Source organism: Pseudomonas extremorientalis, assembly GCF_024584605.1.
GTDB classification, from domain to species: Bacteria; Pseudomonadota; Gammaproteobacteria; order Pseudomonadales; family Pseudomonadaceae; genus Aquipseudomonas; species Aquipseudomonas extremorientalis.
On sequence record NZ_CP089519.1, the window covers coordinates 3,149,580 to 3,168,941 of the forward strand.

The 19,362-nt window shown below is 62.9% G+C and carries 13 protein-coding genes; 12 read left to right on the forward strand and 1 reads right to left on the reverse strand.

The window, feature by feature from the left end:
• Positions 1-68 precede the first annotated feature (68 nt).
• From LUU92_RS13910 to LUU92_RS13920, 3 genes are read left to right on the forward strand one after another with little or no spacing between them, the layout of a single operon-like run.
• On the forward strand, positions 69-1,475 hold the full coding sequence (locus tag LUU92_RS13910) for an NAD(P)/FAD-dependent oxidoreductase (protein WP_222539800.1): 1,407 nt from the start codon (positions 69-71) through the stop codon (positions 1,473-1,475).
• 26 nt (positions 1,476-1,501) lie between these two features.
• Positions 1,502-1,843, forward strand: a complete 342-nt coding sequence (locus LUU92_RS13915; protein ID WP_222539799.1) for a cupin domain-containing protein — start codon at positions 1,502-1,504, stop codon at positions 1,841-1,843.
• A gap of 60 nt (positions 1,844-1,903) precedes the next feature.
• The gene (locus LUU92_RS13920) at positions 1,904-2,983 is read left to right on the forward strand and encodes a polyamine ABC transporter substrate-binding protein (protein WP_222539798.1); all 1,080 of its coding nucleotides are present in this window, start codon (positions 1,904-1,906) and stop codon (positions 2,981-2,983) included.
• Positions 2,984-3,014: 31 nt separating this feature from the next.
• Here the strand turns inward: LUU92_RS13920 and LUU92_RS13925 are convergent, their stop codons facing one another.
• On the reverse strand, positions 3,015-3,800 hold the full coding sequence (locus LUU92_RS13925) for a helix-turn-helix transcriptional regulator (protein ID WP_092243423.1): 786 nt from the start codon (positions 3,798-3,800) through the stop codon (positions 3,015-3,017).
• Positions 3,801-4,001: 201 nt separating this feature from the next.
• Here LUU92_RS13925 and LUU92_RS13930 point away from each other — a divergent pair, with 201 nt between their 5' ends.
• The 9 genes from LUU92_RS13930 to LUU92_RS13970 all read left to right on the forward strand — a co-directional run bounded on the left by LUU92_RS13930 (position 4,002) and on the right by LUU92_RS13970 (position 19,341).
• Complete coding sequence (locus LUU92_RS13930; RefSeq protein WP_071488363.1) at positions 4,002-5,366, forward strand: APC family permease; 1,365 nt, start codon at positions 4,002-4,004, stop codon at positions 5,364-5,366.
• Positions 5,367-5,375: 9 nt separating this feature from the next.
• Positions 5,376-6,482, forward strand: a complete 1,107-nt coding sequence (locus tag LUU92_RS13935) for a DmpA family aminopeptidase (RefSeq protein WP_222539795.1) — start codon at positions 5,376-5,378, stop codon at positions 6,480-6,482.
• A gap of 363 nt (positions 6,483-6,845) precedes the next feature.
• A complete protein-coding gene (locus LUU92_RS13940; RefSeq protein WP_071488361.1) occupies positions 6,846-8,279 on the forward strand; it encodes a serralysin family metalloprotease in 1,434 nt (477 codons plus the stop codon).
• Positions 8,280-8,322: 43 nt separating this feature from the next.
• Positions 8,323-8,697, forward strand: coding sequence for a protease inhibitor Inh/omp19 family protein (locus LUU92_RS13945; RefSeq protein WP_092243428.1), 375 nt, complete (start codon positions 8,323-8,325; stop codon positions 8,695-8,697).
• A 103-nt stretch (positions 8,698-8,800) separates the two neighbouring features.
• Positions 8,801-10,552, forward strand: a complete 1,752-nt coding sequence (locus LUU92_RS13950) for a type I secretion system permease/ATPase (protein WP_071488359.1) — start codon at positions 8,801-8,803, stop codon at positions 10,550-10,552.
• A complete protein-coding gene (locus LUU92_RS13955; protein ID WP_257103817.1) occupies positions 10,549-11,862 on the forward strand; it encodes an HlyD family type I secretion periplasmic adaptor subunit in 1,314 nt (437 codons plus the stop codon). Before LUU92_RS13950 ends, LUU92_RS13955 begins: the two co-directional genes overlap by 4 nt.
• Positions 11,863-11,864: 2 nt before the next feature.
• Positions 11,865-13,199 (forward strand): TolC family outer membrane protein, encoded by a 1,335-nt coding sequence (locus LUU92_RS13960; protein WP_257103818.1) that lies wholly within the window; start codon positions 11,865-11,867, stop codon positions 13,197-13,199.
• A gap of 30 nt (positions 13,200-13,229) precedes the next feature.
• Positions 13,230-16,187 carry an autotransporter serine peptidase EprS gene (eprS, locus tag LUU92_RS13965; protein WP_257103819.1) on the forward strand — a complete coding sequence of 986 codons (2,958 nt, stop codon included), beginning with the start codon at positions 13,230-13,232 and terminating at the stop codon, positions 16,185-16,187.
• Between the two features lie 43 nt (positions 16,188-16,230).
• On the forward strand, positions 16,231-19,341 hold the full coding sequence (locus LUU92_RS13970) for an autotransporter serine protease (protein ID WP_257103820.1): 3,111 nt from the start codon (positions 16,231-16,233) through the stop codon (positions 19,339-19,341).
• The last annotated feature ends 21 nt before the right edge of the window (positions 19,342-19,362 follow it).

Below are 19,362 nucleotides of genomic sequence, written 5' to 3' on the forward strand. Positions count from 1 at the left end.
CGCACAAGACAATTTCCAACACCGCGCCCTAGCATTCCCTCTGTCGAAACAAGGTGGGGGAGTTGGGCATGCCGGCATGGCGCACTATCAGCTTATGGATGGACCAGTTGGACGACCCGCTGCAAGCGCGGCCGACGCTGGAGCATGACCTGGACGTCAACGTGGCCATTATCGGCGCCGGTTACACCGGGCTGTGGACGGCGTACTACCTGAAGCGCCAGGCCCCCGAGCTGAAAATCGCCATTATCGAAGCGCAAACCGCCGGTTTCGGCGCCTCCGGTCGCAATGGCGGCTGGCTGATGGGCAATCTGCTGGGCGAAGATCGCTTGCTCGCCGGCCTGAATCCCGAGCAACGCCGTGCGTCGTTTGACCTGTTGCACGCCATTCCCGACGAAGTGGCCCAAGTGCTGGCACGTGAAGGCATCGACTGCGACTACCGAAAGGGCGGCGTGCTGTACTGCGCCGCGCGTTACCCCGAGCAGGAAGGCAGCCTGCGCCGCTACCTGGAAAAACTCTACGCCCAGGGCCTGACCGAAGCCGACTACCGCTGGCTCGGCCCGCAGCAGTTGGCCGAACAGATCCGCATCGCCAAACCCTACGGCGGCATTTACGCCCCCCACGTTGCGACCATCAACCCTGCCAAGCTGGTGCGCGGCCTGGCGCGGGTGGTCGAGAGCATGGGCGTGACAATCTACGAAAACAGCCCGGTCACCCACTGGCAGTCCGGCAGCCTGCGCACCGCAAAGGCCAGCGTGCGTGCCGCCTGGGTGGTGCCGGCGGTGGAAGGCTATGCCACCACCTTGCCGCCGCTGGGCCGCTACCAGCTGCCGGTGCAAAGCCTGATCGTCGCCACCGAGCCATTGCCGGCCAGTACCTGGGATGAAATCGGCCTGAGCCATGGCCAGGCTTTTAGCGAAAGCAGTCGCCAGGTCACCTATGGCCAGCGTACAGCGGACAACCGCCTGGTGTTCGGTGCGCGCGGCGGTTATCAGTTTGCCGGGAAGCTGCGCCATGACTTCGATTTGACCGACAGCGAAGTCGAGCTGCGTCGCTACCTGTTTGGTGAGCTGTTCCCACAGCTCAAGAACGTGAGGATCAGCCATTCCTGGGGTGGCAACCTGGGCATGTCGCGCAATTTCCGCCCGCACATGCTCTGCGACCACAAGACCGGCATCGCGCTGTCCGGCGGTTACGGCGGGGAGGGCGTTGGCGCGACCAACCTGGGCGGCCGCACCCTGGCCGACCTGATCCTGGGGCGCGACACCCCATTAACCCATCAACCCTGGGTCATCCGCGAACGCGGCCTCGAGGCACTCAAGCCCTGGGAGCCCGAGCCCTGCCGCTGGCTGGGTTACAACGCGATCATTCGCAGTTTTGTCCATGAAGACCAGGTACTGGCCAACCCCAATACCACGCCTTGGCGTCGCAAGCTGGCGACGAGCGTGGCTGGGTTCATGGAAGGTTTCATGCACTAAGTCACTTCATCCACACGGGAAAGCCCATGAGCATCACTCAATTCAAAGACACGCTGAACGCCTCCCTGCCGGACTCATCGCCCGTCGCCGTGCCCCTGGGCGAACCCATTGCCGTTGCGTCGACACTGAGCGTGGAGCGCGACGACGGTGTCGAGACCGGCATCTGGGAGTGCACCCCCGGGCGCTGGCGTCGACAGATCACATCCCAGGAGTTCTGCCACTTTATCCAGGGCCGCTGCACCTTCACCCCGGACAACGGTGAAGTCGTTCATATACAAGCCGGTGATGCACTGATGTTGCCGGCCAACAGCACCGGCATCTGGGATATCCAGGAGACCGTGCGCAAGACCTATGTATTGATCCTGTAACGCTTTGATCCTTGATCGCCTGCCATAAAAACAGCCCTAAAACCGCCAGGAAATCGAACCATGAAAGCCATTGCCCTGTTGCCCTTGATGTTGGTGGCCTCTATCAGCCAGGCCGCCGAGACGGTGAAAATCTACAACTGGTCGGACTACATTGCGCCGGACACCACCAAGAACTTCCAGAAAGAAACCGGTATCGGTTTCACCTATGACGTGTACGACAGCAATGAAACCCTCGACGGCAAGTTGATGACCGGTAAATCCGGCTACGACGTGGTGTTCCCGTCCAACCATTTCATGGCGCGGCAAATCCAGGGCGGCGCTTTGAAGAAACTCGACAAGAGCCAGTTGCCCAACTGGAAAAACCTCAACCCGGTGCTGCTCAAGGCCCTGGAAAACAACGACCCGGGCAATGCCCATGGTTTCCCGTACCTGTGGGGCAGCACCGGCATCGGCTACAACATCGACAAGGTCAAGGCCGTACTGGGCGACAATGCGCCGGTGGATTCCTGGGACTTGATCTTCAAGCCGGAAAACATGGCCAAGCTGCAGAAGTGCGGGGTGGCGATCCTCGACAACGGCCCGGAACTGCTACCGGCTGCGCTGAACTACCTGGGCTTGCCGCACCACAGCAAGAAACCCGAGGACTACAAGAAGGCTGAAGATCTGTTGATGAAAGTGCGACCGTATGTGGCGTACTTCCACTCCTCGAAATACACCGCCGACCTGGCCAATGGCGACATCTGCGTGGCCGTCGGCTTCTCCGGCGACATCCTGCAAGCCGAAAGCCGCGCCAAGGAAGCCAAGAACGGCGTGAACATCGGCTACAACATCCCCAAGGAAGGCGCCGCCATCTGGTTCGACATGGTCGCGATGCCCGCCGACGCGCCGGATGAAAAAGCTGGTTATGCGTTCATGAACTACCTGCTACGCCCGGAAGTAATGGCCGGCATCACCAACTACGTGCATTACGCCAATGGCAACCAGGCCGCCGACAGCCTGGTGGACCCGGCGATCAAGGCGGATACCAAGGTGTATCCAAGCCCGGTAATGATGGGCAAGTTGTTCGCGTTGGAAGCGATGCCGCTGAATATCGACCGGGTGCGTACACGGGTGTGGAACACCATTCGCACGGGTCGCTGAAGGGCGGGGCGGTGAGCGGCCCACGCACAGCTCAGGGATTTTCCAGATCATGCCCCAACGACTGGATAAACAACGAAAACAGCTCCGGCTGTGACGAGATATCCAGCTTGGCGTACAAATGCCGACGGTGCACCTTCACCGTGTCCGGCGAGATGTTCAGGCGCTCGGCCATGGCCTTGGACGAGAACCCGCGCAGCACCAGGCGGGCGATTTCCAGTTCGCGGTCCGAGAGCACCCCGCAGCCGAACTGACTCAGCGCATCCCGGATCTGGCTGTCCATCGCCGGGGCGCGCTGGGTGCTTTGCTGCCAATGCTGTTGCATCAGCGGCAACACCCAGGCCGCTACGGTGGTCATCAACCCGGTTTCCTCAAAGCTGAAGCGCCGCTGCATGCCCAACGACAGCGATAACGTCCCGGCGCCCGGCAGTTGCAGGATGAACTGCACCTCGTCTTCCAGCACGTTGTCGTGGAAGTAATTGAGGAAGTACTCACTCTGGCGAAAATGATCCGGCGCCACTTCCTCCAGGCGGTACACCCCGCTGGCATACCCCTCGCGACAGGCCTGGAAGAACGGGTCGAGCAAATACAAGCCATTGAGGTACGCCAGCATCGACGCCGGTTTGCTGCTGGGCTGGGCGTCGTATTCTTCCAGGGCCAGTGGCGGGCCCTCCAAGGGGTAGAAGATCGCCAGGGCGTTATCGAAGGGCAGGCATTGGTGCAGCAACAGCACCAACTGCTTCCAGAAACGCTCGGTGCCGATGTGCGCAACGGTGCGGCCCAGGCCGGCGTGCATCCCCACCTCGCGAAACAGGCTCATGTGACAGGCTCCCGCCGGCAAAAAGATCGGCCAAGGGTTCGGCTTTTGCCGGGTGGCGTCAAGGGGAGTACGCCAATAGGGGAATTGGCCGACATCCCCTCACGTATTAACGTCCGCATCATTCAGCGGGAAACATATCCCGTGACTTATCAGATTTTTCGTTTCTGCCTCATACCAAGAACAACGACAGAGGATAACGATATGAGCACTTCCCCCACGCCCGAAGGCGTGCTGAAACCCACCTTGAGTGTGTTCGATGTGGTCGCCATTACCGTATCAGCGGTGACGCCGGCCAGTTCCGTGTTTGTGATCGCACCGTTTGCCATCCAGCAGGCCGGCAGCGGGGTGTTCCTGGCGTTTGTGATGGCCGGTCTGCTCGCGCTGATGTTTGCCTTTTGCTACGCCGAACTGGGCCGTGCCCACAACAGCGCCGGTGGCGAGTATGTGTACGCCAAGCGTGTGTTCGGCGGCATGGCGGGTTATGCGACGTTCCTGACCGTGCTGGTGATGTTGCTGTTTATTCCTCCGGTACTGGCTACGGGCGCGGCAACTTACCTGAATAACGCCCTGGGCACGAAGTTTGATTCGCAGACTGTGGCCCTGGTGATCGTGGTGTGCAGCTACGCCCTGGGCATCCTCAATATCAAGCTCAATGCCTGGATCACCGGCACCTGCCTGTTGCTGGAAGTCGCAGCGCTGCTGGTGATCGTGGTGATCGGCTTTGGCAACCCGGTGCAACCGGCCAGCGTGCTGTTCCAACCGCAGATCGTCGAAAACGGCGTGCTGCACCTGGCGCCCTGGGCCCTGGTGATCGGTGCCGTGGGCATCGGCCTGTTTTCCTACAATGGCTACGGGCCGGCGGTGTTGCTCGCCGAAGACATGAAATGCGGCGGCAAAGGCGTGCACAAAGCGGTGCTGTGGTCCCTTGGCCTGGTGGTGGTCATCGAATTGGTGCCAATCACCGCCCTATTGATCGGCGCGCCGTCCCTCAGCGCGATGATCAGCAGCCCTGACCCCATCGGCTACCTGCTGACCAGCCACGGCAATGAAACCCTGTCACGCCTGGTCAGTGCCGGGATCTTCCTGTCGGTGTTCAATGCGATCGTCGCCATCGTGATCCAGATCGGCCGCGTGGTGTTCAGCAGTGGGCGCGATGCGCTGTGGACGCCGGGCATCAACAAACTGTTCACACGCATTCACCCGCGCTGGGATTCGCCGTGGTTGGCGACGCTGTTCCTGGCGATCCCTTCGGCGTTGCTGAGTTTCAGCTCCAACCTGGCCGACCTGACCTCGTTCAGCGTATTGCTGATCATGCTGGTGTACCTGGTGGTGGCGTTGAGCGCGTTGATGAGCCGCGTGCTGCTGCGTGACCGCGAGCATCCCTACCGCATGCCGCTGTGGCCGCTGCCGGCGTTGGTGGCAGTGCTGGGCGCGGGCTATCTGTTAATGACCTTGATCGTGGCGGCCTCGGTCCGCGACATCATGATCATCCTCGGCCTGCTGGCCCTGTCGGTGATCCTGTATTGCATCAGTGGCCGGTTGAGTCCGGTCTTCCAGAAATTGTAAGGAGTGGTTATGCGCGCACGTCAATTGGGCATCACGTTAGGGCTGGGCACGCCCGGTGAGTGGAACGCCATCACCGATGTGCCGGGGGTGCGGGTCGGGCACAGCACGCTCAAGACCCGCATCGATGGCAAGCAGGTGCGCACCGGCGTCAGTGTGATCCAGCCGCGCGCGGGAGAAGCACGCCTGCAACCGTGCTTTGCCGGGTACCACGTGCTCAATGGCAATGGTGACGCCACCGGTCTTGAGTGGGTCAGCGAAGCGGGGCTGTTGACCACGCCGCTGGCGATCACCAACACCCACAGCATCGGCATCGTGCGCGACAGCCTGATTGCCCTGGAGCGCGAGCGCCTGGCCGATCCGGCAGTGTATTGGTGCATGCCGGTGGTGATGGAAACCTATGACGGCCTGCTCAACGACATCTGGGGTCAGCACGTGGGGCCCGAGCATGTGCGTGAAGCGGTGGACAACGCCGAAACCGGCCCGGTACAGGAGGGCGCGGTCGGCGGAGGCACCGGGATGATCTGCCACGAGTTCAAGGGCGGCATCGGCACATCCTCGCGGTGCCTGCCGGCGGAGCAGGGCGGCTGGACCGTCGGCGTGCTGGTGCAGGCCAACCATGGCAAGCGCCAGGAACTGCGGGTGGATGGCTACCCGGTGGGGCGCAGCCTGACGGACATTGCGTCGCCGTTCGCCGAGCAAGGCACGCCGGGCATGGGTTCGATTGTGGTGATCATCGCCACAGACGCGCCGTTGCTGCCGCACCAATGCCAGCGCCTGGCACAACGTGCATCCATCGGCATCGCCCGCACCGGCGGCGGCACCGAGGACTCCAGCGGCGATCTGTTCCTGGCATTTGCCACGGGTAACCAGGACTTGCCACCGGCCGATTACGGGCGCAAGGGCCTGCCGTTCAGCAGTGCATTGCAGATGGTCAACAATGACCATATTTCGCCGCTGTTCAGCGCGGCGGCGGAGGCCGTGGAGGAGGCAATCGTCAATGCGATGCTGGCCGGGGAGGACATGCTCACCGATCAAGGCGTGCGCGTGCCGGGCCTGGACGCCGACACGCTGTTGGCGGCATTGCACAACACCGGCTGGAGTGTGTCCCGGAAATAGGGGGCACACTTACTGATGACTGTAAGTAGTGGCTGTTTAATGTTGCCAATGGCACCGTGGCAATATATTGGATCCATTAATAGCGAATGCCACTCAACTTGAGCGGCATTAGTGCTATTTAATATTTAAATACCGGCGCGGTGTTTTTTGTCGGACAACATCGGTACTGCCCAATAAACATGGAGCGGAACTTACCTGGGGTGTTTGCCTGCCGATTTTTAGTGCTGGAAAAGATGTAGACGAAAGATTTCAAGTTGTGTCAGTTTTCTTACGCCTTCAAAAGAGGCGAGTGATAGGACGATCTCGCCCGCGGGGTTCCTATCGATCAAAGACTGATGCACTTGCAAACAAGGAAGTACGTTTATGTCAAAAGTAAAAGACAAGGCTATCGTGTCGGCGGCGCAAGCCAGCACCGCTTACTCGCAAATCGATAGCTTCAGCCATTTGTACGACCGTGGCGGCAACCTCACGATCAATGGCAAACCCTCCTATTCCGTTGACCAGGCGGCCACCCAGCTGCTGCGCGACGGCGCCGCGTACCGGGACTTTGACGGCAACGGCAAGATCGACCTGACCTACACCTTCCTGACCTCGGCCTCCTCGAGCACCATGAACAAACATGGCATCGCGGGCTTCAGCCAGTTCAATGCCCAGCAGAAAGCACAGGCCGTACTGGCCATGCAATCCTGGGCGGACGTGGCCAACGTCACCTTCACCGAGAAAGCCACCGGCGGTGACGGCCACATGACCTTCGGCAACTACAGCAGCGGCCAGGACGGCGCGGCCGCCTTCGCCTACCTGCCCGGCACCGGCGCAGGCTACGACGGCACCTCGTGGTACCTGACCAACAACAGCTACACGCCGAACAAGACCCCGGACCTGAACAACTACGGCCGGCAGACGCTCACTCACGAAATCGGCCATACCCTGGGCCTGGCCCACCCTGGCGACTACAACGCCGGGAACGGCAACCCGACCTACAACGACGCGACCTATGGACAGGACACGCGCGGCTACAGCTTGATGAGCTACTGGAGCGAGAGCAACACCAACCAGAACTTCAGCAAGGGTGGGGTCGAGGCTTACGCGTCCGCTCCGCTGATCGACGACATCGCGGCGATCCAGAAGCTCTACGGCGCCAACTACAACACCCGTGCCGGCGACACCACCTACGGCTTCAACTCCAACACCGGGCGGGACTTCTACAGCGCCACCTCCAATGCCGACAAGCTGGTGTTCTCGGTGTGGGATGGCGGTGGCAACGACACCCTGGACTTCTCCGGTTTCACCCAGAACCAGAAGATCAACCTCAATGAAGCGTCGTTCTCCGACGTGGGCGGCCTGGTGGGCAACGTGTCCATCGCCAAGGGCGTGACCGTCGAGAACGCTTTCGGCGGTGCCGGCAACGATTTGATCATCGGCAATAACGCGGCCAATGTGATCAAGGGCGGGGCCGGCAACGACCTCATCTACGGTGGCGGCGGGGCGGACCAATTGTGGGGCGGCGCGGGCAACGACACCTTTGTGTTCGGTGCCAGCTCCGATTCCAGGCCGGGCGCGGCGGACAAGATCTTTGACTTTACCTCCGGTTCCGACAAGATCGACCTGTCCGGCATCACCAAGGGCGCAGGCCTGACCTTCGTCAATGCCTTTACCGGGCATGCCGGCGATGCAGTCCTCACCTACGCCGCAGGTACCAACCTGGGCACCCTGGCTGTGGACTTCTCCGGGCACGGCGTGGCGGACTTCCTCGTCACCACCGTCGGCCAGGCTGCGGTCAGCGACATCGTAGCGTGATGCACGGGCGCGGCGCTTCGGCGCCGCGCCTTACGGATGGAGCATGAAGATGCGGCGTATGTTTAATGTGATCGCCTGCGTGTTGCAGGTGATGTTCGTGTCGGCAGGAGCCCACGCAATGGCGAGCAGTCTCGTATTACCTACCTCCGCCCAGTTGGCCGGGCATTGGCAGTTGCACCAGCAGGATCAGGTCTGCGCGCTGGACCTGCTGGAACAGGCCAATGCCTTGGGCGGCGATGTGGCGTGTGTCGCAAACTGGTTGGGCGACAAGCCTCTGACCTGGACGCCAACACCCGACGGTATCTGGCTGATGAACGCCGAAGGCAGTGGTATTACTCACCTCAACCGACAGAAAGAAGGTGAATATAAAGGCCGCACACCGACGGGGCTTGAAGTTGTACTGCAACGCGCACCTTAGTTGCCGTTATAAGTAAATAACTTGATTTCATTAGTTGACCGCTTCGTTCGCCGGGGCTGGGGAAACTATTGCGCGTAATTTGGTTCAAGGAAGATCAGACACCATGGCAAAGTCCCATGCCGCCGCGCCGTTATTCAAGGCGCTGGGTGAGTACAAGAGTATTTTGATCAGCATTGGCTGTTTCACGGCGTTGATCAACCTGCTGATGCTGGTGCCGTCGATTTATATGCTGCAAGTGTATGACCGCGTGCTGTCCTCCCAGAATGAAACCACCCTGGTGATGCTGACGCTGATGGTGGTGGGCTTCTTTGCGTTTATTGGCCTGCTGGAGGTGATCCGCAGTTTTATCGTGATCCGCATCGGCAGCCAACTGGAGCGGCGTTTCAACTTGCGCGTGTACAAGGCTGCATTCGAACGCAACCTGCAACGCGGCCAGGGGCACGCCGGGCAGTCCCTGGGGGATTTGACCCATATTCGCCAATTCATCACCGGGCCGGCGCTGTTCGCGTTTTTTGATGCGCCGTGGTTTCCCATCTACCTGTTTGTGATTTTCCTGTTCAACGTGTGGCTTGGCGTGTTGGCCACGGCCGGCGCCGTGCTGCTGATCGGCCTGGCGTGCCTGAATGAATACCTGACCAAAAAGCCCTTGGGCGAGGCCAGTGGTTACTCCCAGCAATCCACGCAACTGGCCACCAGCCACCTGCACAATGCCGAGACCATCCAGGCCATGGGCATGCTCGGCGCACTGCGCAGCCGTTGGTTCGCGTTGCATTCGCAGTTTCTTGGCTTGCAGAACAAGGCCAGTGATACCGGCTCGGTGATCACCTCCCTGAGCAAATCCCTGCGCCTGTGCCTGCAATCGCTGGTGCTCGGCCTGGGGGCGTTGCTGGTGATCAAGGGCGATATGACCGCCGGGATGATGATCGCCGGCTCCATCCTGATGGGCCGGGTGCTCAGCCCCATCGACCAGTTGATCGCGGTGTGGAAGCAATGGAGTTCGGCCAAGCTGGCCTATCAGCGCCTGGATGACTTGCTGCGCGAGTTCCCCCCGGAGGTCGAGCAGATGAAGCTGCCGGCGCCCAAGGGCCAGGTCAGCTTCGAACAGGTCAGCGCCGGCCCGCCCGGGCGGCGTATGGCGACCTTGCACCAGGTCAGCTTCAATCTGGGCGCCGGCGAAGTGCTTGGAGTGCTCGGGGCGTCGGGCTCCGGCAAATCCACCCTGGCCCGTGTGCTGGTGGGCGTATGGCCGACACTGGCTGGCACCGTGCGCCTGGATGGCGCCGACATCCATCGCTGGGACCGCGACGACCTGGGCCCGCACATCGGCTACCTGCCCCAGGACATCGAGTTGTTCAGCGGCAGCATCGCCGACAACATCGCACGCTTTCGCGAGGCCGACCCCGAGCAGGTGGTGCGTGCCGCACAGCAGGCCGGTGTACATGAACTGATCCTGCGTTTGCCCCAGGGCTACGACACCGTGCTGGGCGACAACGGCGGCGGCCTGTCCGGCGGCCAGAAGCAACGGGTGGCCCTGGCCCGCGCCCTGTACGGCGGGCCGCGCCTGATCGTGCTGGATGAGCCCAACTCCAACCTCGACACCGTGGGCGAAGCCGCCCTGGCCAGCGCCATCGTGCAGATGAAAGCCCAGGGCAGCAGCGTGGTGCTGGTGACCCATCGTTCGTCGGCGCTGGCCCAGGCCGACAAGTTGCTGGTGCTCAGCGACGGTCATTTGCAAGCGTTCGGGCCGAGCCAGGAGGTGCTGCGCGCATTGTCCGGCCAGCAGGAAACGCCCAGGGAGAAAACGGGCGTGAGTTTCAGTCGTCAGTACCAGGCCGCAAGGAATCCAGGCGCATGAGCAGCATCACAGTTGAACCACGCTTCAAAGAGCACGACGCCAGGTTTTTTACGCGCATGGGATGGGTGCTGACCGTGGTCGGCGCCGGCGGGTTTTTCCTGTGGGCCAGCCTGGCACCACTGGACCAGGGCATCCCGGTACAGGGCACGGTGGTGGTGTCGGGCAAGCGCAAGGCCGTGCAAACCCTCAGCCCGGGCGTCGTCAGCCGGATCCTGGTGAAGGAGGGCGAGCTTGTAAAACAAGGCCAACCGCTGTTCCGCCTTGACCAGACCCAGCACCAGGCCGACGTGCAATCCCTGCAAGCCCAGTACCGCATGGCCTGGGCCAGCGTGGCGCGCTGGCAGAGCGAGCGCGACAACCTCGCCAGCATCCGCTTTCCCGTCGAACTCAGTGCCGATCCCGACCCCGCCCTGGCGTTGGTGCTGGAAGGCCAGCGCCAGTTGTTCAGCAGTCGCCGCGAAGCTTTTGCCCGCGAGCAGGCCGGCATCCGCGCCAATATCGAGGGCGCCACCGCACAGCTGGGCGGTATGCGCCGTGCGCGCACTGACCTGACCGCCCAGGCCCAGTCCCTGCGCGATCAACTGAGCAACCTGCAACCCCTGGCCGACAACGGCTACATCCCGCGCAACCGCTTGATGGAGTACCAGCGGCAGTTGTCCCAGGTGCAACAGGACCTGGCGCAAAACACCGGCGAAAGTGGCCGTGTGGAGCAGGGCATTCTCGAGTCGCGCCTCAAGCTGCAACAACACAGTGAGGAGTATCAAAAAGAGGTACGCAGCCAGTTGGCCGATGCGCAACTGCGCAGCCTGACCCTGGAGCAGCAACTCACCTCGGCCGGGTTCGACCTGCAGCACAGCGAAATCAACGCCCCGGCGGATGGCATTGCGGTCAATCTCAGCGTGCACACCGAGGGCGCCGTGGTCCGCGCCGGCGAAACCTTGCTGGAAATCGTGCCCCAGGGCACGCGCCTGGAAGTGGAAGGGCACCTGCCGGTACACCTGGTGGACAAGGTCGGCACGCACCTGCCGGTGGACATCCTTTTCACCGCCTTCAACCAGAGCCGCACGCCCCGGGTGCCGGGGGAGGTCAGCCTGATTTCCGCGGACCAGATGCTCGATGAAAAGACCGGTGCGCCTTACTACGTGCTGCGCACCACGGTCAGCGAAGCGGCCTTGGAAAAACTCCGTGGGCTGGTGATCAAGCCGGGCATGCCCGCCGAGATGTTCGTGCGCACCGGCGAGCGCTCGTTGCTCAATTACCTGTTCAAGCCGCTGCTCGACCGTGCCGGCTCGGCGCTGACCGAGGAATGAGCATGAAACCCGTGTTTATTGCCTTGCTGTTGACCTGCGCCAGTGCCCAGGCGGCCATGGGCCCGTTCGATGTGTACGAGCAGGCCCTGCGTAACGATCCGGTGTTTCTCGGTGCGATCAAGGAGCGCGACGCCGGCCTGGAAAACCGCACCATCGGCCGCGCCGGGCTACTGCCCAGGCTGTCGTACAACTACAACAAGGGCCGTAACAACTCCCAGGCCACCTTGCCAGACGGGCGCGGTGGCAATTATCACGACGACCGTAACTACAACAGCTACGGCTCCACCTTCAGCCTGCAACAGCCGCTGTTCGACTACGAGGCCTACGCCAACTACCGCAAGGGCGTGGCCCAGGCGCTGTTTGCCGATGAAAGCTTTCGTGACAAGAGCCAGGCGTTGCTGGTGCGGGTGCTGACCTACTACACCCAGGCCTTGTTCGCCCAGGACCAGATCGACATCGCCCGCGCCAAGAAGAAGGCCTTCGAGCAACAGTTCCAGCAGAACCGGCACTTGTTCCAACAGGGCGAGGGCACTCGCACGGACATTCTGGAAGCCGAATCGCGCTACGAGCTGGCCACCGCCGAAGAGATCCAGGCGCTGGATGAACAGGACGCGTCCTTGCGCGAGCTGGGCGCCTTGATCGGCGTACAGAGCGTCGACATCCACGACCTGGCGCCACTGAACCAGGGTTTTGCCGCGTTCACCCTGACCCCGGCCAACTACGACACCTGGCATGAGCTGGCGATCAGCAACAACCCCAAGCTGGCCTCCCAGCGCCAGGCCCTGGAAGTGGCGCGTTATGAAGTGGAGCGCAACCGTGCCGGGCATCTGCCCAAGGTCACGGCGTATGCCAGTTCGCGCCAGCAGGAATCCGACAGCGGTAACACTTACAACCAGCGCTACGACACCAACACCATTGGCGTCGAAGTCAGCCTGCCGCTGTATGCCGGTGGTGGCGTCTCGGCCTCCACCCGCCAGGCCAGCCGCGCCATGGAGCAGGCCGAGTACGAGCTTGAGGGCAAGACCCGGGAAACCCTGATCGAACTGCGCCGGCAGTTCAGCGCCTGCCTGTCGGGGGTGAGCAAATTGCGCGCGTATCAGAAAGCCCTGGTATCAGCCGAAGCGCTGGTGGTGTCGACCAGGCAAAGCATCCTCGGCGGCGAGCGGGTCAACCTCGACGCCTTGAACGCCGAGCAGCAGCTCTACAGCACCCGGCGCGACCTGGCCCAGGCGCGGTATGACTACCTGATGGCCTGGACCAAGTTGCACTACTACGCGGGCAACCTGCGCGATACCGATCTGGCCAAAGTGGATGAAGCGTTCGGCCCGATGAAATAAGCCGCCATAACAACAATAAGGAGGGTTTCAATGCTCTGCGACTCACACCGTTTCAAACCGCTTGCCGCCGGTTCCTTGCTGCTGGTGTCCGTTGCGGCGCAGGCGGCCTATACCGAGGCCGGTCAACCGGGGAACGCCGCCAGTTGGCGTTCCGCCGAATTCCAGAGCGACTGGGGGCTGGGCCGCATGAAGGCGGATGAAGCTTACGCCGCTGGTATCACGGGTAACGAGGTGAAGATCGGTGCGCTGGACTCAGGTTTCGATCCCGACCACCCGGAAGCCGCCAAGGATCGCTATCACGCCGTCACCGCCAATGGCAGTTACGTCGATGGCCGCCCCTTCAGCACCAGCGGCGCGCTCAACCCCAACAATGACTCCCACGGCACCCATGTCACCGGCACCATGGGCGCAGCCCGTGATGGCGTCGGCATGCACGGCGTGGCCTATAACGCGCACATCTTCGTGGGCAATACCAACGCCAACGACAGCTTTCTGTTTGGTCCGACCCCAGACCCCAAGTACTTCAAGGCGGTGTACAGCGCCCTGGTGGATTCCGGCGTGCGCGCCATCAACAACAGTTGGGGCAGCCAACCCAAGGATGTCAGCTACCAGACCCTGGGTGATCTGCACGCCGCCTACGCCCAGCATTACAACCAGGGCACCTGGCTGGATGCGGCGGCGGACGTGGCCAAGGCCGGTGTCATCAACGTGTTCAGTGCCGGCAACAGTGGTTACGCGAATGCCAGCGTGCGCTCGGCGTTGCCGTATTTCCAGCCGGAACTGGAGGGGCACTGGCTGGCGGTATCGGGGCTGGATAAAGCCAATAGCCAGAAATACAACAAATGCGGCATCGCCCAGTACTGGTGCATTTCTACGCCGGGCGCGCTGATCAACAGTACCGTTCCCGGCGGTGGCTACGGCGTGAAGTCCGGCACCTCGATGTCGGCACCGCATGCCACGGGTGCGTTGGCATTGGTGATGGAACGTTATCCCTACATGACCAACGAACAGGCGTTGCAGGTGCTGCTGACCACCGCCACGCAGCTCGATGGTTCGATTACCCAGGCGCCCAACACCACGGTGGGTTGGGGCGTACCGGACCTGGGCCGGGCCATGCACGGTCCGGGGCAGTTACTCGGGCCGATGAACGTCAGCCTCGCGGCCGGGCAGGGCGATGTCTGGAGCAATGGCATTTCCGACCAGGCCCTGCTCCAGCGCCAGGCGCAAGACGCCGCCGAGCACAGCGCCTGGCAGCAGACCCTGATCGACAAGGGCTGGCAAAACGGTGTGGGCGCCGCTGCCAGCCAGCAGGACCAGACCGATTACGCGGTCGGCACAGCACGCGACCAGGCGGCCGCGACACGGATTTATGAAGGTAGCCTGATCAAGTCCGGTGCAGGCACGCTGGTACTCGACGGCGACAGCACCTATCGCGGTGCGACCACCGTCAACGGCGGGCTGCTGGCGGTCAACGGTTCACTGACGTCTGCGGTGACCGTCAATGACCGCGGCACATTGGGCGGTTCCGGACGGATCGGCGCGCTGTCGGTCAACACGGGTGGACGAGTGGCGCCGGGCAATTCGGTGGGCACCTTGCAGGTGGCGGGTGACGTGAACCTGGGCGCGGGTTCCACCTATGCGGTGGAGCTCACGCCCACCAGTAGCGACCGTATCGTCGCCGGGGGCAAGGCGATCCTGGACGGCGGCAACGTGAGCCTGGCGTTGGAAAACAGCCCGACCCTGCTCAGCGGCGCACAGGCGCAAAGCCTGATCGGCCGCCAGTACAGCATCCTTCAGGCGGCGGGTGGCATCCAGGGCCGATTTGGCCAGGTGTTGCCCGGCTACCTGTTCCTCGGTGGCACCCTGGGTTACGCCGCCAATGGCGTGCAATTGGACGTGGTCCGCAGCGCCGCCACGTTTGCCAGCGCCGCGGCGACCCGCAACCAACGCAATGTGGCGATCGCCGCCGAGCAACTGGGCGCGGGCAACCCGGTGTATGAAAGCATCCTGCAGTCCGATTCCGTCGAGGTGGCGCAACAAGGCTTGCAGCAACTGTCCGGTGAAATCTACCCGGCCATCGGCGCCATGCTGACCAACGACAGCCTGCAAGTGCGCGACGCCGTGGGCGAGCGCTTGCGCCACGTGCCGGTCACTGCTGAAAGCAACCTGTGGCTCAAGGCACTCGGTGCCTGGGGCAAGCGCGACAGCCGCAGCGAAACGGCGGGTTCCACCACGTCCCTCGGTGGCCTGCTGGGCGGGGTCGATGGTGCGCTGGACGAGCAGACGCGCGTGGGCCTGGTCGCCGGTTACAGCGACAGCTCATTGAATATGGGCAGCGGCACGCATGCCTCGGCGTCCATCGACAGCTATCACCTCGGCGCGTATGTCGGGCGCGAGCTGGGTGATTGGCGCATCAGTGCCGGTGGCGCCTACAGCTGGCATCGTGGTGACGTGACGCGCGACCTGCACTACGGCGCGGTCAGCGGCAAGCAGAAAGCCAAACTGGAGGCGCGCACGGCGCAACTGTTCTCCGAAGCCGCCTACCGGATCAACCTGCAACCCTTGGCGCTGGAGCCGTTCGCCAACCTGGCCTATGTGCACCTGGACAGTGACGGCTTCCACGAAAAAGGCGACGCCGCCGCGCTTGAGCGTGGCAGTGATCGCCGGGACGCCGTGCTCGGCACCCTTGGCGTGCGTGCGTTGAAAACCATTGCCCTGAACGATCACCAGCCACTGCAGCTTTCCGCTTCGCTGGGCTGGCAACACAGCCTCACCGCCGTCGAATCCGCAGAGCACCTGGCGTTTGTCGCCGGTGGACCGTCATTCGCCGTGGGCAGTTCACCCTTGCTGCGGGACGCCGCGCTGGTCGGCGTGCAGGCCAGCCTGGCGTTGAGCCCCGCCATGCGGGTCAACCTTGATTACAACGGCCAATTGGGTGGACGGGAGAAAACCCAGGGGGTGGGGCTGAGCCTCAACTGGCAGTTCTGAAGCGACTTACACACGTTCAATAAGAAAACTAAGGAAGGTCAGCGTGAACAAAAGCAAGTCAGGGTTAACAACCGCCATCCACACCGCCTTGGGCTACCCGCTCAACGCGACCCGCAGCGCGCCATACGGTGCCTTGCTGTGCTGCCTGGCAAGCCTGGGAACCGCCCAGGCCGCACCCTATGTGGAAACCGGCAAGCTGGGTGACGCCGCCAGCTGGCGCAGCACTGAATTCAAGGCCGACTGGGGCCTGGGCGCCGTGCATGCCGACGCCGCGTATGCCGCGGGCTATACCGGCAAGGGGGTCAAGCTGGGGATCTTCGACCAGCCGGTGTACGCCCAGCATCCGGAGTTCGCCAGCCCCGGCAAAGTCGTGACGATTGTCACTGAAGGCATACGCCAGTACACCGACCCGTATATCCCGGTGAAGGCCGGCGATGCGTTTCGTTATGACGGCACGCCGTCGCTGGGCTCCAACGGCAAGCTGGGCAACCACGGCACCCATGTCGGCGGTATCGCCGCGGGCAATCGCGATGGCGGGCCGATGCATGGCGTGGCGTTCGATGCGCAAATCATCAGCGCCGAGAACGGCGACCCAGGCCCGGAAGACGGCATCATCCTTGGCAACGATGGCGCGGTGTACAAGGCCGGCTGGGACGCATTGGTCGCCAGTGGCGCACGGATCATCAACAACAGTTGGGGCATCGGCATCGGTGACCAGTACGCCAAGGGTGGGCGCGACCCGGCGTTCCCGAATTTCACGGTCAATGAAGCGCAGGCGCAGTTCAATAACATCCGGCCGATCCTCGGTACGATCGCCGGGGGCGCCTACCAGGGCGCCATCGACGCGGCCCGCAGCGGCGTACTGACGATCTTCGCCGCCGGCAACGACTACAACCGCAACAACCCGGATGCGATTTCCGGGCTGGCGTACTTTGTGCCCGAGATTGCGCCCAACTGGCTGTCCGTCGCGGCCTTGCAGCAGAACCCGGACACGGCGAGCGCCGACCCATATGTGATCAGTACGTTCTCCTCGCGTTGCGGCTACGCGGCGAGCTTCTGCGTGTCGGCCCCCGGTACCAGGATCTACAGTTCCGTCATCAATGGCACCAACCTGGACAACCTCACCACCGACTATGCCAACTTCAACGGCACCTCCATGGCCGCGCCCCACGTGGCCGGCAGCGCGGCCGTGCTGATGCAGCGTTTTGCGTACATGAGCGGCGACCAGATCTCGACGCTGCTCAAGACCACCGCCACCGACCTCGGCGCACCGGGCATCGACTCGCTGTATGGCTGGGGCATGATCAACCTGGGCAAAGCCATCAATGGCCCAGGCATGTTTGTCACGGCCGAGGACATCCCGGCCGAGTTCCGCATCGACGGCGCCTATGGCAGCGGCCAGTTTGTCGCGGATCTGCCGGGCGTGGGCGCGGTGGTCGATGCCGGCAAACCGACACAGCGGCTGTGCAACGATGTGCATTGCGGGCTGGATGTGTGGAGCAATGACATCGCCGGACACGGCGGCTTGACCAAACAAGGTATCGGCACCTTGGTGCTCACCGGCTCCAGCACCTACAGCGGCCCGACGCTGGTCAACCAGGGCCTGCTGGCCATCAACGGCTCAGTCATTTCGAACGTCACCGTCAGCCAGAGTGGGGTGGTTGGGGGGAGCGGGCGCATCGGTTCGCTGTTGGCGAAAAACGGCGGCACCGTTGCGCCGGGCAATTCCATCGGCACGCTGAACGTGGCCGGGGACGTCACCTTTGAGCCCGGGTCGACCTATGCCGTGGAGCTGTCGCCCACCAACAGCGATCGCATTGTGGCGGGAGGCACTGCCACCTTGAACGGCGGCACGGTGACCCTCGCGCTGGAAAACAGCCCGACACTGCTCAGCGGTGCCCAGGCGCAAAGCCTGATCGGGCGCCAGTACAACATCCTGCAAGCCGCCGGCGGCATTACCGGCAGTTTTGGCGCGGTGCTGCCCAACTACCTGTTCCTTGGCGGCAACCTGAATTACGCGGCCAACGGCGTGCAACTGGACGTGGCGCGTAACGCCAACAGTTTTGCCAGCGTGGGCGCCACGGACAACCAGCGCGCCGTGGCCAGCGCCGCTGAGCAACTGGGCGCGGGCAACGCCGTGTATGAAAGCCTGCTGTCGGCGCCGAACGCGGCATCGGCGCAAGGGGCTTTCCAGCAGCTGTCTGGAGAAATCTACCCGGCATTGGAAACGGCCTTGGTCAACGACAGCCGCTACGTGCGTGAAGCCGTGGGCGAGCGCCTGCGCAATGGCGAGATGGGCGCACCCAGCGAGACGCTCGACAGCCGTGGCAACGTGTGGGTGAAGGCCCTGGGCGCCTGGGGCAAGACCGACAGTCGCAGCGATACGGCCGGCTACACCACGTCCGTCGGCGGCATGCTCGCCGGGGTGGACGGTGCGCTCGACGAGGCCACGCGCATCGGTCTGGTCGCCGGTTACAGCGACACGTCACTCAACATGGGCAGCGGTACCCATTCCCGTGCTTCGGTCGACAGCTATCACTTCGGTGCGTACGCCGGGCATGAGATCGGCGCCTGGCGCCTGAGCGGCGGCGCCACCTACAGCTGGCACCGCGCAGACGTGAAACGTGACCTGCAATACGGCGATGTTTCAGGCAAGCAGAAAGCCAAGGTTGATGCACGCAGCACCCAATTGTTCGGCGAAGCGGCCTACCGAGTGACCCTGCAACCGCTGGCCCTGGAACCGTTCGCCAACCTGGCCTACGTGCACCTGGACAGCGATGGCGCGACTGAAAAAGGCGACGCTGCTGCACTCAAAAGTCGCGACGACAGCCGCGACCTGGTGCTAAGCACCCTGGGCATGCGTGCCTTGAAAACCTTCACCGTGAATGACCACCAGCAACTGGAGGTGTCCGGCACCCTGGGCTGGCAGCACAACCTCAGCAGCAATGACTCTGAACAGCACCTGGCGTTTGCCTCGGGCGGCCCGTCGTTTGCGGTGGAAAGTGCGCCGATGGTGCGTGATGCGGCGCTGGTCGGGGCGCGGGTGAGCCTGGCGTTAAGCAAGCAGGCGCGAGTGAACTTTGACTACAACGGCCTGCTGGCCAGCAAGGAAAAAGTCCATGGCGTCGGCTTGAGCCTGGACTGGGCGTTCTGAGGGTTCAGCGACCTTTGCGGG